The 15,911-nt window shown below is 66.7% G+C and carries 13 protein-coding genes; 11 read left to right on the forward strand and 2 right to left on the reverse strand.

Going from position 1 to position 15,911, the window contains the following annotated elements:
* The first annotated feature begins 278 nt into the window (after positions 1–278).
* The 5 genes from ACFPJ1_RS30225 to ACFPJ1_RS30245 all read left to right on the forward strand — a co-directional run bounded on the left by ACFPJ1_RS30225 (position 279) and on the right by ACFPJ1_RS30245 (position 5,611).
* Positions 279–1,475, forward strand: a complete 1,197-nt coding sequence (locus ACFPJ1_RS30225; RefSeq protein WP_380109016.1) for a helix-turn-helix domain-containing protein — start codon at positions 279–281, stop codon at positions 1,473–1,475.
* A gap of 585 nt (positions 1,476–2,060) precedes the next feature.
* A complete protein-coding gene (locus ACFPJ1_RS30230; protein WP_380109018.1) occupies positions 2,061–3,170 on the forward strand; it encodes a hypothetical protein in 1,110 nt (369 codons plus the stop codon).
* Positions 3,163–3,786 carry a 3'-5' exonuclease gene (locus tag ACFPJ1_RS30235; RefSeq protein ID WP_380109020.1) on the forward strand — a complete coding sequence of 208 codons (624 nt, stop codon included), beginning with the start codon at positions 3,163–3,165 and terminating at the stop codon, positions 3,784–3,786. The genes ACFPJ1_RS30230 and ACFPJ1_RS30235 overlap by 8 nt, the downstream gene beginning before the upstream one ends.
* Positions 3,761–4,483, forward strand: a complete 723-nt coding sequence (gene tmk, locus ACFPJ1_RS30240) for a dTMP kinase (RefSeq protein WP_380109022.1) — start codon at positions 3,761–3,763, stop codon at positions 4,481–4,483. Before ACFPJ1_RS30235 ends, tmk begins: the two co-directional genes overlap by 26 nt.
* 435 nt (positions 4,484–4,918) lie before the next feature.
* Positions 4,919–5,611, forward strand: coding sequence for a class I SAM-dependent methyltransferase (locus ACFPJ1_RS30245; RefSeq protein ID WP_380109024.1), 693 nt, complete (start codon positions 4,919–4,921; stop codon positions 5,609–5,611).
* Here ACFPJ1_RS30245 and ACFPJ1_RS30250 read toward each other — a convergent pair.
* Positions 5,604–5,966: a nuclear transport factor 2 family protein gene (locus ACFPJ1_RS30250; RefSeq protein WP_380109026.1), complete on the reverse strand. Its 363-nt coding sequence runs from the start codon at positions 5,964–5,966 to the stop codon at positions 5,604–5,606. The two genes, ACFPJ1_RS30245 and ACFPJ1_RS30250, sit on opposite strands and share 8 nt — an antisense overlap.
* 29 nt (positions 5,967–5,995) lie before the next feature.
* Positions 5,996–6,703: an SDR family NAD(P)-dependent oxidoreductase gene (locus ACFPJ1_RS30255; protein ID WP_380109028.1), complete on the reverse strand. Its 708-nt coding sequence runs from the start codon at positions 6,701–6,703 to the stop codon at positions 5,996–5,998.
* A 173-nt stretch (positions 6,704–6,876) separates the two neighbouring features.
* On the opposite strand from ACFPJ1_RS30255, the gene ACFPJ1_RS30260 reads away from it, so the two are divergent.
* The 6 genes from ACFPJ1_RS30260 (at position 6,877) to ACFPJ1_RS30285 (ending at position 15,897) form a co-directional block, all read left to right on the forward strand.
* A complete protein-coding gene (locus tag ACFPJ1_RS30260) occupies positions 6,877–7,311 on the forward strand; it encodes a glutaredoxin domain-containing protein (protein ID WP_380109030.1) in 435 nt (144 codons plus the stop codon).
* A gap of 233 nt (positions 7,312–7,544) precedes the next feature.
* Positions 7,545–9,368 (forward strand): glycoside hydrolase family 3 protein, encoded by a 1,824-nt coding sequence (locus ACFPJ1_RS30265; protein WP_380109031.1) that lies wholly within the window; start codon positions 7,545–7,547, stop codon positions 9,366–9,368.
* The gene (locus ACFPJ1_RS30270) at positions 9,365–11,914 is read left to right on the forward strand and encodes a glycoside hydrolase family 3 N-terminal domain-containing protein (protein WP_380109033.1); all 2,550 of its coding nucleotides are present in this window, start codon (positions 9,365–9,367) and stop codon (positions 11,912–11,914) included. The genes ACFPJ1_RS30265 and ACFPJ1_RS30270 overlap by 4 nt, the downstream gene beginning before the upstream one ends.
* Before the next feature lie 34 nt (positions 11,915–11,948).
* On the forward strand, positions 11,949–13,238 hold the full coding sequence (locus ACFPJ1_RS30275) for an exo-beta-N-acetylmuramidase NamZ family protein (RefSeq protein ID WP_380109034.1): 1,290 nt from the start codon (positions 11,949–11,951) through the stop codon (positions 13,236–13,238).
* A complete protein-coding gene (locus tag ACFPJ1_RS30280) occupies positions 13,235–14,959 on the forward strand; it encodes a serine hydrolase (protein WP_380109036.1) in 1,725 nt (574 codons plus the stop codon). Before ACFPJ1_RS30275 ends, ACFPJ1_RS30280 begins: the two co-directional genes overlap by 4 nt.
* Positions 14,960–14,994: 35 nt before the next feature.
* Positions 14,995–15,897: a MurR/RpiR family transcriptional regulator gene (locus ACFPJ1_RS30285; RefSeq protein WP_380109038.1), complete on the forward strand. Its 903-nt coding sequence runs from the start codon at positions 14,995–14,997 to the stop codon at positions 15,895–15,897.
* Positions 15,898–15,911 lie beyond the last annotated feature (14 nt).

Here is a 15,911-nt window from a genome sequence, read left to right on the forward strand (position 1 = left end):
GGGGGAGCAGCCCCACGCCGCTCCTCCGTCGCAGCTCCCACCCACCCCTGGCCCGCCGCTCCTACGTCGCAGCTGTAACGGTGGCTCGGGTGGTCTCTGCACGGGCTAGTCCTGGCGTCCCCCGGTGTCTAGCAGGCGCGGCTTGGACGCGGACACCCGGCGGGCGACGCATGCAGCGGCGCGTCGCCTACCCTGATGGGCGACGTACCTATTCCTCGGCTCGCCGTTGTGTGACGTCGTGGTGGAGATCAGATCCTCGAGGTCAGAGTCGGGAGGACATGAGCCACTCCCAGGAGGCGGGCGAACGTATTTCGGCCTTCCGCAAGCGCCGGCAGCTCACCCAACACGGGCTTGCGGCCAGAGCCAACGTGTCCTATAGCCTGCTGACCAAGGTGGAGAGTGGCAGCAGGCCGGCGTCAGATGCCTTCGTGGCCGCTTGTGCTCGGGCAATGGGCGTAGAGATCGCCGCCATCATCGGAGACACGGGCGCGGATTCCACGCGCGACGAGCGCTTGGGTGGTCTCCTCGCACAGGTGCAGACACAGCTTGATCTCTTCGATCTGGATCCCGACGAGACGATTCGTCCTCGCTCGCCCGTGGTGCTCCGCGAGGCGGTGCGTCAGATGAACCAGGTCGCGCAGGCTGCCAAGTACGAGCCGACGGCAACAGTCCTGCCAAGCCTCTTCGCCGAATTACAAACGGCAGCCCATCTGTGGACAGGCTCCCGTCAAGCTGCTGCTTGGGGGTTGTTGGCCGAAGCTTACCGGTGCGCCCACACGGTGGGTATTGCGACTGGCTATCCCGACATGTCCTTGGTCGCGTTGAGTCGCATGGATTGGGCCGCTCGGCGCGCAGGTGATCGGGCGCCGGGCCTGAGGGCCGCGCGGGAGTACCTCCGGGTCACCGCCTACCTGCGGAAGCAGGACTACGACACCTGCTGGAGTCTCAACGCCGCCGGCCGGGCTCATCTAGAGGGCACTGATCAGCACACGCCCGGAAGCCTGATCGCGGGTGGTCAGCTCAACCTCGGAGCTGCGGTGCTTTCCGCCCGAGTCGGCGACGCCAGCGCCACCCGCGACTACCTCGACGAGGCTCGGCACCATGCTCGTCTGACGGGCGAGGACCTCGAGACATTCTGGTTCGGCTTCGGCCCGACGAACGTCGCCGTGCATCGCGTGATGACGTTGATCGAGCTGGGTGACTACTCACATGCCATTCGTCTCGGAGAGACCATCGAGTTCCCGGCCGAATGGTTGCCAACCCGTATTGGCCATCACCACTTCGACATGGCACGCGCCTACCAGCGCATGAGTATGCCGGACGAGGCCGTGAGGCACCTCCAGCTGGCCCGCCAATCCGCGCCTGGACAGGCCAGGCGGCATCCCTCGGTGCGATCGGTAGTCACCGATCTGTTGCGCATGGAGCGACACCCGTCGGGGGCGCTGACCCGCTACGCCGGATGGATCGGCATGTAGGTTTCACCGGCAGAGGTTTCACAGATTGTGAAAGTCACCAGGCCCACGCGTCGACACTATTGATTACGTAGCGCACCGATGCGACTACCGGCGGGGCTCAGGTTTCGTCGCTTCCCGAGCCCTCCGGGTGATGATCAATGGCAACCGGCTTCTGGTTCCTCACGCTTGTCGCAATCGCGCTGTACGGCGCCATCCTCGCCGCCATTTCTGCAGAGATCAGGGGAGATTGATGCGGACGGCACCGGATCGCCGATTGTGCGTGTGGTTCGGGTCGCACAGGATCGTTGAACACATCTCGGAGGCGGTCTTCGCGGCGCGGTTCGAAGGTGCGATGCGCAGGAGATTCGCTGGCCTCCGCGTGACCAACGAGCCGAGTCCGCCACAGGTCGCGAGCGGTGAGGAGCCCGAGCGTTCCGCCGGAATGTCGCGCCCACTGACTGGTGGGCAGGTGCATCGATCCCTGCATCTGCGCCTGCCCGCCCTTCCATCCCTTGTCGACGTCTGGAGTTGCACATGGCTGCCACACACGTCCCACTACTCCCCACCGCCGAGGTGGCGAGCCTTCCCGAGCGGGCCCGAGAAGTCGTGGAGTACCGCAAGTCCGGTCTGTCGCTCAACCATGTGCAGGGCTGCCCGCTCGGATGTGCTTATTGCATCCGGCACACCTATGGGTTGTGGGACGCAGACACGCCGGCCGCGCTGATGACCGATGCCGAAGCCGTCGAAAAGCTGGTGAACCATCGCTACTTCATTCCGCACCTGACACCCCTGCAAATCTTCAACCGGGCGACCGATCCGTTCCTGGCAGGCGTTCGCGATCACCTGTTCGCCGTACTGGAAGACCTCGACCGGCGAGGCTTCACCAACCATGTCCTCGTGATCACGCGGGCCGTTGTTCGCGACGCCGACTGCGTCCGGCTCAACGCATTGGAGAACCTCAAACTGACGCTCCTGTTCACCTATTCCGGCATTGAGGATCGTCGCGTCGAGCCATATCCGAGCTCAGTCGCCATCGGGTCACTGCGTCGTGCTACCGCCTATGGCTCAGCTGAGCAGCCGCGGCGTTATCGGACGGTTCTCTACTGGCGTCCGCTCGTCCCCGGCCTGAACGACACAGATGAGCACTTGCAGCGAGCTGTCACTTTGTCCGCAGCAGCTGACGCCACTGTCTTCACGGGGCTGTTCTACCGCGATCAGATCGCCGACTACTACAAGTCAAATGGCATCCCCGAACCATACGAGGGGACGGCCAGGCGCAAGATCGTCCCCGAGACGCTCGACCGCCGAGTGGTGGAGGCTTTCGCCAGCCGGCCGGCTGTCAGTACGCCGTTGTTTCGCAAGACGTCCTGCGCGGTTTCGTACGCTCACGGCCTTCCTGACTACAACGGTCACTACGGCATCCGGGAGCTGTGCGACATCTGTCCGGCAGCTCAGTTGAAGTTGTGCGCGGGTGCTCACCAAACGCCGACGACGCGCACATTCCTCGATGCCGCAGTTGTGCTGCCCGAAGCGGCAGACTTGGAAGTGCTCGACATCACGGATCGTGCGGTCCAAGTCGAGGGGCTGCCGTCGGAGCAGCCTCGATATTACCTACAGCACGCGTTCGCTTTTCAGGTTCACGACGCCGGACATCCGCACCACCTGAATAGGCACGGACGCGCGGAGATCGGATGGGAGGCGACGACCGATGATTGAGTCCGGAGCGGCATGGACCACCTCTGCCTATGCCGTTGTCGATGTCGAAGGGAATGGCCAGCGGCCGCCGGAGCTCGTGGAGATCTCGATCGTGCCGATCGAAGGTGGAATGATCGGTCCACCGAAGAGTTGGCTTGTTCGGCCTCCGCGGCCGATCACTGCCATGGCACGCCGATTCCATAGGATTTCTGACGAGGATGTCAGCGGCGCTCCCCGGATTGCCGAGATCGCCTCGGATCTGCATGCTGCTTTGGACGGAGCGGTCTTCGTCGCCCACAACGCCGGGGTCGATCTCGGTGTGCTGACCCGCGAGCTGGCTGGCTTTCAGCCCGTGGAAGTTGTCGACACGCTCAAGCTGGCCAGGCGCCTTCTGCCAGGCCGGGAGTCGTACAAACTTGGCGCCTTGGCGGCCTCATTGGACTTGGCTGACGGGCTATCGCCCGACTTGGCTCCGCACCGTGCCACGTACGACGCGATGGTGTGTGCCCGCCTTCTCGAGCGCCTCGCAACTCCCGGGGACGGCAAAACGCTGAACCTTCTCGAACTGCTCGACATCTCGGCTAGCAAAGCCGCAGTCCTCCCCGCAGCCGATGAATCAGCAGCGACCCTCTTCTGAACCCCGCGCCGGACTCTTCGTCACCATCGACGGCCCCTCCGGCGTGGGCAAGACCACGACGATCACGCATGTCGCGCAATTGCTGGAAGCTGACGGCGTTGCGCCCCACCTCACCCTCGAGCCATCGCGTGGCCCGATTGGACGGCTCGCCTACGAGCTCACCGACACAGTGACTGGACCGGCCCTTGCCTGTTTGTACGCCGCGGACCGGTACCACCATCTTCAAAGCGAGATCCGGCCGGTTCTGCAAGCCGGACAACTAGTACTCTGCGACCGATACGTGCCCTCGGCACTGGTGATGCAGCGCCTCGACGGTCTCGAACTCGACTTCCTCTGGAACCTGAACACACTCGCCGATAGGCCGCATCTGGCAATCATCCTGACTGCTGATCCCAGCGTCATCACCGCTCGGTTAACGACCAAAGGCCCGCACAATCGCCTGCAGCGGCAAGTTGACAGCAGCGTGGCAGAAGCTCGCTTCTATAGAGAGGCCTCCGAACACCTCGGACACAGCGACTACCAGATGCTGCCAATCGACACGACGCGACTGACACCCGGACTGGTTGCGGCACGAATTCGCTTAGCGATCCACCGCTGTTTGAACAGAGCGCCGTCTATCCACACGGCCCGGGACTGCTCTGTCGGGGACGCCAGCCCACGGTGTGGCGGTGGACGCGAGTCAGAGGAGTGGGCTTGATTGGGACGGACAGCGCGGGCAAAGACGGGTGAGGCATGAACTGAGGTCGCCGTGCCCGCAGATCATCGTCTCCGGAGATGCTCGGCCATGGCGAGCCGGTGAACGCCGACGTGAGCGCTATACAGGGCACACCGACGATCGTGATGCCGAAACGCCGGCGATCGAGATCTCGGCGGCTGTCGTGGCCAGGTCCGCCACGACTGGGACCTCCGTTGAGATGCTCTGCCATGCGTGCCTTCGGCCGCTCGGCATCATCTCTGCCCGTTCTCAGTCGGGGATACGCAACGCATGCCGCAGGTGCCAGCAACGGCCGCATGCTGTGGCACGAGAAAGTGATGGACAGCTATGGACGTTTGTTGTCATCGTCGCGGGATGCGACAGGACGAGATTTGGGATGACGATGCTGCCAGGCGGTATGACTCGCCAGGGACGGGGATGTTTGCTCCTGAGGTGCTTGGGCCGACTGTGGATCGGTTGGTGGAACTGGCGGGGGAGGGGCGGGCGCTGGAGTTTGCGGTTGGGACTGGGCGGGTTGCGGTTCCGCTGGCCGAGCGCGGGGTTCGGGTTACTGGGCTGGAGCTTTCTGGGCCGATGATCGAGCAACTGCGGACGAAGGTCGACGAGGAGACGATCGAGGTGGTCGTCGGCGATATGGCGACCGTCCGCGTTCCGGGAGAGTTCACAGTCGTCTATCTCGTCTACAACACGATCTCTAATCTGCTGACCCAGGAGGAGCAGGTCGCGTGCTTTCGCAATGCCGCGCGGCATCTGGTGGGCGGTGGGCGGTTCGTGATCGAGCTTTGGGTTCCTGACTTGCGGCGGCTTCCGCCAGGGCAGTCGGCCACGGTGATTCACAACGAGCCGGGGTACATCGGGCTGGACACCTACGACGTGCTGAACCAGCAGGTCGTGTCTCACCACTTCAAGTTCGACGACAGCAAGCAGGCGCAGCTCTTCCGGAGCCCGCACCGGTACATCTGGCCGGCTGAACTCGACCTGATGGCGCAGCTCGCCGGATTCGAGCTCGAGAGCCGACACGCGGACTGGGCGGGGGCCGAGTTCACCTCCGAGTCCCGGTCGCACGTGTCGGTCTACCGCCTGCCCTCAGAACCCACGCAGGTCAGGTGAGGCGCGAGACCTGGTAGTGGGTGATCAGCCAGCCTTCGGGAGTACTGCGGATGATCAGACTCAGGTAGACGGACACAGTGGGCTTGTCGAGGAAGCTGAAGTCGACGGTGAGATAGCCGAGGATCAGGTCGTCGGCCAGGCGCTTGGTCTCGCGGATGTCGTAGTGGGCGGTCATGCCGATCGGCTGGACGTCGTAGTACGCGGCGACGCTCTCCGGGCCGATGCTGTAGGGGTGTAGGCCTTGGAAGATCGCGTCGTCGGTGAAGTACGAGGCGACGAGCTTCGGGTCGTGAGCGTCGACAGCAGCCTTCCACTGGTCGACGACGGTTCGCAGGCTCTCGGTATCTGTGGACATATTGTTCTTCCTTCTACTGCTGGTAGTGGTCAGTGGCCCGCGCTCTGGCCGCCGTCGACGTGCAGGACCTCGCCGGTGACGAACGGGGCGTTCTCCAGGTAGGTGATCGCGTCCACGACGTCGCGGATGTCGCCCATCCGGCCGACCGGGTGCATTCCGGCGAGGGCATCGTGGGTCTCGACCGGGTGCATCGGCGTCCGGATGATGCCGAGGGCAACGGTGTTGACCCGGATGCCGCGGGCGGCGTACTCGATGGCCAGGGACCTGGTGGCCGCGTTCAGGCCGCCCTTGGTGAGGGACGCCAGCGCCGACGGTACGTTCGCGTCGGCATGCTCGACCAGGCTGGTCGAGACATTCACCACGTGCCCGCCGCCGGTGGCGAGCATCGCGGCGACGGCCTGCTGCGAGATCTCGAAGAACCCGCGCAGGTTGACGCCGGTGACCAGGTCGAAGTCCTCATCGGTGTAGTCGGTGAAGGGCTTGGCGACGAAGACGCCCGCGTTGTTGATCAGGGTGTCGATCCGGCCGAACTCCGCCAGCCCGGCCTCGATGATGCGAGTGCCGACACCCGGCTCCGAGATGTCACCCGGCACGGTGCGCACCAGCGGGTCGTCGGACGGCGTGATGGAACGGGAGTTCGCGACGACCGCGTACCCGAGCTTGCGGTAGGCGGTCACCAGGGCCTCGCCGATCCCTTGGGAAGCGCCCGTGATCACGACGACTTTCTGCGTACTCATTCGCTGCTGCCTGCTCTCTGCTGGATGGCGTTCCGGCCTCCGGTTCTGGAGACCATGGATTGAGAGTCGCTCGGGCGCCGGGCGTTCAGAACGACCGAGTTGCTCCCTGCTGAGAGGCAGCGGCTCCCACGGCCTCGGGACTAGGTAGGGACGGGGTGAGATACCGTCACGGTGTGCTGCGTAGCTGGATGTTGGCCGGGTTGGTGGTCGTGTGCGGGCTACTGGTAGCCGCCTCCCAGGTCGCCTCGGGCTCACCTGGCTCGGGCGTCGTCATGGCGATCGCCTTCTGCGCGCTGGCCGCGCTCGTATCACCGCTTGTCTTCCCCAGGTCGATCACCGCGGCCGAGGCGCAGAGCCGCAGTACCGACGACGGAAGAGCGATCATCTACTGGCGCCCGGGCTGCCAGTACTGCATCCGCCTGCGGCTGAAGCTCGGCGGCGCCGCGCGCCGGGCCTATTGGGTCAACATCTGGACCGACCCTGAGGCCGCGGCCGCCGTCCGTGCCATCGCCGACGGCAACGAAACCGTCCCCACAGTCGTCCAGGCCGGCCACTCCCAGGTGAACCCAGACCCGACCCACCTCCGGCGGCAACTCCTCACCGACTGAAGACTGGCGCGTGGCCGGATCCGTGAACCTCGGACGGGCCACTGAGGATCGCGGAGTGTAGTCGGGCGAGGTTGGTTGGCTGAGGTTCAAGTGATTGAACTGTGCTGGTTGTTGTCGAGGGTGTGCGGGGCGTATTGGATGAGGTTGTTGTTTCCCCTTGACCGGGCCCGATGGCGTGGGTAACTTTCGCGTGCGGGGGCACGGTTGTAATTCAATTACCTGAGGGGTCGGTCATGTCCGCCATGCGCCGTTTTGCCGTTGCCAGCCTCACCGGGGTGAGCGCCGTTGCCGTTGTGGCTTCGCTGGCTCCCGCTGCCGCTGTCAGTGCTCCACCGCCCGAGCCTCGCGCCAAGGCGCCGGCGATCACCAATCTGCAGCAGGCCACTCAGGCGCTGCGGGGGATGACGCTGGAGGAGAAGATCGGGCAGATGTTCGTGCTGTTCGCCTACGGGCCGGACGCCGCGACACCTGACGCCCGGAACACCGCCCTGTACGGCGTGGCGACGCCCGCCGAGGTGGTCGCGAAGTACAAGCCGGGTGGGTGGATCTACTTCAACGCCCGGGACAACGTCACCAGCCCGACCCAGCTGGCGACGTACTCGAACCAGTTGCAGACCGCGGCCACCCAGACCGGCCTGCGGATCCCGCTGACGATCGCCACCGACCAGGAGCAGGGAGTGGTCGTCCGGATCGGGCCGCCCGCCACGCAGTTCGGCGGCAACATGGCCCACGGCGCGTCCCGCAGTACCGCGGACGCCCGGACGGCGGCCGGGATCACTGGGCGTGAGCTGAAGGCGATGGGCATCCGGCAGGACTACGCGCCGGTCGCGGACGTCAACGTGAACGCGCTCAACCCCGTGATCGGCGTCCGCTCGTTCTCCAGCGATCCCAAGCTGGTGAGCGACATGACGGTCGCGCAGGTCCAGGGGTACCAGAAGGACGCCGGGATCATGGCGACCGCGAAGCACTTCCCGGGCCACGGTGACACCCGCGACGACAGCCACACCGCGCTGCCGACGATCAACCACACCCTGCAGGAGTGGAACACGATCGACGCGCCGCCGTTCAAGGCCGCGATCAAGGCCGGCATCGACTCGATCATGACCGCGCACATCGTGGTGCCGTCGCTCGACCCGTCGGGTGACCCGGCGACGCTGAGCAAGCCGATCCTGACCGGGGTGCTGCGCAACCAGCTCGGCTTCAAGGGCCTGATCATCACCGACGCGCTGGAGATGGCCGCGGTCCGGGCCAAGTACGGCGACGCCGAGGTGGCGGTCCGCGCAATCGAGGCCGGGGCCGACCAGATCCTGCTGCCGCCGGCGCCCGACGTGCAGTTCAACGCGGTCGTCAACGCGGTGAAGTCGGGCCGGATCAGCGAGCGCCAGATCAACGAGAGCCTGCTGCGGATCCTGCTGATGAAGCTGAAGAACGGCGTGCTCTTCCAGCCGTTCGTGGACCCGGCGAAGATCCCGAGCGTCGTCGGTACGCCGGCCAGCCTGGCCAGCGCGCAGAAGATCGTCGACAAGAGCATCACCCTGGTCAAGAACGACAACTCGACCCTCCCGCTCTCCAACACCCCGCGGAAGGTCCTCGTCACCGGTTGGGGGGTCGCGACGACGGCGTCGCTGGGCACCAGCCTCACCAACCGCGGCGCGACCACCACAGTCGCGCAGACCGGGGCAGCGCCGACCGACGCGGCGATCGCCGACGCGGTGGCGAAGGCGCAGGTCAATGACGTGACGGTCGTCCTGACCCAGAAGGCGTGGGACACGACGGTGACGGACAAGCTGGCCAAGCAGCAGAAGCTGGTCAAGGATCTGCTTGCCACCGGCAAGACCGTGATCGTCGTCGCGGTCCGCGACCCCTACGACATCGCGTACTTCGACCAGGCGCCGACGTACGTGGCCACCTACGGCTACCAGGGTGTCTCGATGGAGTCGCTGGCGAAGGTGCTCTACGGCGAGATCGCGCCCACTGGCAAGCTCCCGGTCGACATCCCGGTGGCGGGTCAGCCCACGACCCCGCTCTACCAGTTCGGCCACGGACTGACCTGGTGAGCCCGATCGAGTTCTCCCGTCGGCAGACCCTCGGCCTCGCGGCCGCGGCCGTAGCTGGTACTACGTTCGCGGCCGCGCCCGCCCAGGCGGCGTCCAACCGTTGGGTCCGCGAGACCCTGAGCAGGATGTCGCTCGAGCAGAAGGTCGGGCAGCTCTTCGTCAGCTACGTCTACGGCCCGACCGCGGACACCGCCGACCCGCGCAACACCGACCTGTACGGCGTGGCGACGCCGGCCGAGGTGGTACGCAAGTACCGCCTCGGCGGGGTGATCTACTTCGCCTGGACCGACTCGGTCGCCAACCCCGACCAGATCGCGCGGCTGTCGAACGGCCTGCAGAGCGCCTCCCTGGACAACCAGGGGATCCCGCTGCAGATCAGCACCGACCAGGAGCACGGCGTCGTGTTCCGGGTCGGTCCGCCGGCCACCCAGTTCCCCGGCGCCATGGCGCTCGGTGCGACCAGGTCCGCCACGAACGCGCGCACGGCCGGCGGCATCGGCGGACGCGAGCTCAAGGCCGTCGGCGTCAGCACCGACTTCGCGCCGGTCGCGGACGTCAACGTGAACCCGCTCAACCCGGTGATCGGGGTCCGCTCGTTCTCGAGCGACCCGCAACTGGTCGCGCAGCTGACGGCCGCCCAGGTCGCCGGCTACCAGCGCGACGGCCGGATCGTCTCCACCGCGAAGCACTTCCCGGGGCACGGTGACACCGCGACCGACAGCCACACCGGGATCCCGTTGATCAGCCACACCCGGGAGCAGTGGAACACCATCGACCGGCCGCCGTTCGAGGCGGCGATCCGAGCCGGCATCGAGTCGATCATGACGGCGCACATCGTCGTCCCGGCGCTCGATCCGTCCGGCGACCCGGCCACCCTGAGCAAGCCGATCCTGACCGGGATCCTGCGCGAGCAGCTCGGCTTCGACGGTGTGGTGATCACCGACTCCCTGGGGATGCAGGGCGTCCGGGACAAGTACGGTGACGCCGAGATCCCGCTCCGGGCGATCGAGGCCGGTGTCGACCAGCTCCTGATGCCGGTCGACCTGGACCTGGCGTACAACTCGGTCCTCAACGCTGTTCGCAGCGGCCGGATCAGCGAGCAGCGGATCGACCAGAGCCTCGAGCGGATCCTCAGCCTGAAGCTGAAGACCGGCGTCGTCGACCAGCCGTACGTCGACGTCACCCGCGTCTCGAAGATCGTCGGTACGCCGGCCAACTACGCGGCGGCTCAGCGCATCGCCGACCAGAGCACCACCCTGCTCAAGAACGACGCCGGCCTGCTGCCGCTGTCGCCGGCGCCCCGCAAGATCCTGGTCGCGGGCTACACGCCGGTGGTCCTCGGCGCGGCGTTGCAGAAGTGCGGCGCGACCACCACGGTCAAGGACACCGGTGCCACTCCCACCGACGCCAAGATCAACGATGCGGTCGCGGCGTCCGCCGGAGCTGACCTGACGATCGTGCTCACCATGAAGGCGTGGGACACGGCCGTCACCGACAAGCAGGCGAAGCAGCAGAAGCTCGTCAACGCGCTGCTGGCCACCGGCCGCCCGGTGATCGTCGTCGCCGTCCGAGACCCGTACGACGTCGCGTACTTCGCCGCGGCGCAGACGACCCTCGCCACCTACTCCCACGCGGCCGCCTCCCACGAAGCACTCGCGAAGGTCCTGTACGGCGAGATCGCGCCGACAGGCAAGCTCCCGGTGGACATCCCGACCGCCGCGGATCCCACCCAGACCCTGTATCCGTTCGGCCACGGCCTCACCTGGGACGCCAAGGAGACCCGCCTGACAGTGGCGTCGTACAACATCCATGCCGGGGCGGGCGAGGACAACGTCTTCGACCTGGACCGGACGGCGCAGGCGATCAAGGCGCTCGACGCGGACGTGGTCGGCCTCGAAGAGGTGGACGTGCACTGGGATGCGCGCAGTCAGTGGCGCGACACCATCGCGGAACTGGCGGAGAAGCTCGGCATGTACGCCGGGTTCGCGCCGATCTACGACCTGGATCCACCGGCCGCCGGGCAGCCGCGCAGGCAGTACGGCGTCGGCGTGCTCTCGCGATTCCCCTTACAACGTACGGAGAACCATCCGATCACCCGGCTCTCCACCCAGGACCCGAATCCCGTACCCGCTCCGGCGCCGGGATTCCTGGAGGCCGAGCTCGACGTCCGCGGCCGACGGGTGCACGTCTACGTCACGCACCTGGACTACCGGGCTGACCCGTCGGTCCGGCTCGCCCAGGTGGACGACACGGTGAAGATCCTGGCCCGGGACCGCAAGAAGGACCTGCAGATCCTGGTCGGGGACTTCAACGCCGAGTACGGCGCGCCCGAGCTCGCCAAGCTCTGGCGGCGCCTCGACGACAGCTGGACCGAAGCCGCGGCGACCACTGGTGGTCCCTCGACCTATCCGGCCGTCACCCCGGTGAAGCGGATCGACTTCGTCACCGTCGGCGCGGGCTTCCGCGTCCAGCACGCCGCAGTACCTCCAGAATCAACGGCCAGTGATCACCGCCCCGTGATGGCTGACCTGTACTTCCGCCCGTGACTACTTCCCCTGTGTGTCCTCGAAGGAGAATGCGATGAAGCGCCGCAGTTTGCTGGCTGGTGCGGGAGCACTCGCCGCCGCCCCGCTGATCGACGTCCAGGCCGCCGGCGCGGCCGAGCCGGCCAAGCAAGGCAGCAAGGTGACGACCGGCGCCCAGGCGCTGTCGAACGACGGGTGGAAGGCACTCGCCGGGCAGAAGGTCGGGGTGATCAGCAACCCGACCGGCATCCTCGAGGACCTGAACCACATCGTCGACACCATGCACGCGTCCGGCAAGGTCAACGTGGTAGCGGTCTTCGGGCCCGAGCACGGCTTCCGCGGCAGCGCGCAGGCCGGCGGTTCCGAGGGCGACCACGTCGACCCGCGGACCGGGATCATGGTCTACGACGCGTACGGCGCGAACGCCGACAAGCTCGCGTCGCTCTACACGAAGTCGGGCGTCGAGACGGTCGTGTTCGACATCCAGGACGTCGGCTCGCGGTTCTACACCTACATCTGGACCATGTACGAGGCGATGATCGCCGCGGTCCGGACCGGCGCCAAGTTCGTCGTGCTGGACCGGCCGAACCCGGTCGGCGGCTACGCGCGCGGCCCGATGCTCAAGCCCGGCTACACCTCGGGCGTGGGCAAGGAGGAGATCATCCAGCAGCACGGCATGACCGTGGGCGAGCTGGCCCGGCTGTTCAACGCGGAGTACCTGCCGCTGGACGCGGACGGCGCCCGGCTCAAGGAGCTCCAGGTGATCCAGGTGAAGGGCTGGAAGCGCGACCAGTTGTACGCCGACACCGGGCTGACCTGGGTGATGCCGAGCCCGAACATGCCGACGCCCGACACCGCGCTGCTCTACCCCGGCGCCTGCCTGTTCGAGGCGACCAACATGTCCGAAGGCCGCGGCACGACCCGGCCGTTCGAGCTGATCGGCGCGCCGTACGTCGACTACAAGTGGGCGCAGGCGCTGCAGACCAAGAACATCCCGGGCATCGCCTTCCGCGAGGCCTACTTCACGCCGTTCATCAGCAAGAACGCGAACGTGCTCTGCGGCGGAGTCCAGATCCAGATCACCGACCCGCACCGGGTGGAGGCGATCGTCGCCGCGACCCACATGATCGTCGAGGCCAAGAAGCTGTATCCGGGCTTCGCCTGGCGTACCGGTGACAACCCGCCCGGCCGGTGGATCGACCTGCTGACCGGATCGGACCGCTTCCGCACCATGCTGGACGGCGGCGCCACCGCCGAGGCGATCATCGCCGCCTGGCGCAGCGAGACCGACGCCTGGACCGCCCGGCGCGCGAAGTACCTGCTGTACAAGGGAGATCACCGGTGAATCTGGTCAAGCCGATCGCGGTAGTGTCTACCCTGATGCTCACCATGGCCACTCCTGCAGTTGCTTCAGGCAACAAGTCCGGGCGCTTCGACCAGCCGTTCGACGGTTACGCGCCGAAGTCGACGCTGCTGCGCGACTCGACCCCCGCGAAGGCCGGTCTCGACCCGGCTCCGATCGACGCGGCGCTCGCCCAGGTTGCGGGCTGGACCCAGCCGAGCGGCACTGTCAAACCCCTGTACGCCGGGGCCGTGACGCTGCTCGGTCATGACGGCAAGGTCGTCACGAAGACGGCGACCGGGCTGGCGTTGAAGTATTCCGACGGCAGCGGCACCGAACTGCCCGCGGAGCAGCAGATCCCGATGCGCACGGACACCATCTTCGACATGGCGTCGGTGTCGAAGCTGTTCACCTCGATCGTGGTGATGCAGCAGGTGGAGAAGGGCAAGATCGGGCTGGACACGCCGATCGCGACCTACGTGCCGGAGTTCGCGGAGAACGGCAAGGGCGCGATCACGGTCCGGCAGGCGCTCACCCACACCACCGGCCTGCCCGCGTGGTTGCCGTTGTGGAGTGCGCAGCCCGATCCGGCCTCCCGGATGCACATGGCGCTGACCGCGAAACCGACCAGCACGCCTGGTACGACGTACCTGTACAGCGACCTGAACCTGATCTCCCTGGGCGAGGTCGCGGCCCGGGTGTCTGGCAAGTCGCTCGACAAACTGGTCGCGGACGGGATCACCAAGCCGCTGCAGATGCGCGACACCGGCTACAACCCGGATGAGAAGAAGAAGCCGCGGATCGCCGCCACGGAGTACCAGACGGCGCCGCCGCGCGGCATGGTCTGGGGTTCGGTGCACGACGAGAACGCGTGGTCCCTGGGCGGCGTGGCCGGCCACGCGGGCGTGTTCTCGACCGCGGACGACCTGGCCGTGCTGGCCCAGACGTTCCTGAACGGCGGCAGCTACCGCGGGGCGCGGATCCTCAAGGAGAACTCCGTCACCGCGATGATCACGAACTTCAACCAGGCCTTCCCGGGCAACGACCACGGGCTCGGCTTCGAGTTGAACCAGCGCTGGTACATGGGTGGCCTGTCCGCTCCCCGGACGGCCGGGCACACCGGGTACACGGGCACCTCGATCGTGATCGACTTCGACTCGCGCTCGTTCGCGATCCTGCTGACCAACCGGGTCCACCCGAGCCGCAACTGGGGCAGCAACAACCCGGCCCGGCGCGCCGTCGTACAGGGCCTGGCGCTCTCGCTGGGGGTCGGACCGCGGCACGGCAAGGACGCGTGGTTCTCCGGCACCACCGACGCCAGTACGACGACGCTCGCGGCGAAGGTCGCCGTACCGGCCGACGGCGCGAAGTTGTCGTTCGACCTGTTCGTGGACACCGAAGAAACCGATCTCCTGTACTTGGAGAGCTCCACGGACGGGACTACCTGGACCAAGGTGCCCTTCACCGTCATGGACAGGGGCACCGTGATCGACCGGGACGGCTCCATCAGCGGGTCCGGGGACCGGCACTGGCATCAGGTGTCGGCCGACCTCGGAGCAGGCGATCAGACGCTGCGCTGGCGCTACACCTCCGACCCGCTGTACCAGGGCCGGGGAGTCTATGTGGACGGCGTCAAGGTCTCATCGGGCGACCAGGTGCTGTTCGACGGAGAACGAACGCCTGAATCATTTATCGCCTCTGGTTGGAGACTTTCGCGTCGGTGACCCCGCTCGGTGCTTAATCGCCGTACGGTGGCGTCATGACTTCAGTTACCTCTCCAGGACCCACGGGGCCGCTGCTGGTCCGGGTCCGTGCGGTGATGCCCGCGCTGGCCCCGGCCGAGCAGCGGGTGGCGAACGCGGTCCTCGCGGACCCGGGCGGAGTGGCGGCGATGACGATCTCCGAACTGGCCGAGGTGGCGTCCACCTCGGAGACCACGGTCATCCGGTTCTGCAAGCAGATCGGCGTCCCCGGCTATCCGCAGCTCCGCCTGCAGTTGGCGGCCCAGTCGGCGCAGGAGAACATCCGGCCAGAGGTCGGCGGCGACATCGAGCCGGGGGACTCCCTGGCCGATGTCGTCGGCAAGGTCGCGTTCGCGGACGAAAGGGCGGTCCGCGAGACCGCTCAGCAGCTGGACGTCGACGCGCTGAGCAAGGTCGTCGCCGCGGTCGCGAAGGCGCCGCGGGTGGACCTGTACGGCGCCGCCGCGAGCTCGTTCGTGGCGCTCGACCTGCAGCAGAAGCTGCACCGGATCCGCCGGGTCGCGTTCGCCTGGTCGGACGTGCACGTGATGCTGACCAGCGCCGCCCTGCTCGGTGAGGAGGATGTGGCGATCGGCATCTCGCACACCGGGACCACGGTCGAGGTGGTCGAGGCGCTCGAGGAGGCCGCCAAGCACGGTGCCACCACGGTCGCGGTGACGAACTTCCCGCGCTCGCCGCTGGCCCGGACCGCGGATCTTGTGCTGACCACGGCCGCTCGCGAGACGACGTACCGGTCCGGCGCGATGTCCAGCCGGATCGCGCAGCTGATGGTGGTCGACTGTCTGTTCATCGGGGTCGCACAGTCCGTGCTGCCCGACGCCCGGAAGGCGCTCGAGGAGACGGCGACCGCGGTCCGGGGTCACCGGCTGAAGAGCTCTGTCAATGATCAACAGAATTGAAAAACCTTCAGTAG

This window comes from Kribbella qitaiheensis (assembly GCF_042657745.1).
GTDB classification, from domain to species: domain Bacteria; phylum Actinomycetota; class Actinomycetes; order Propionibacteriales; family Kribbellaceae; genus Kribbella; species Kribbella qitaiheensis.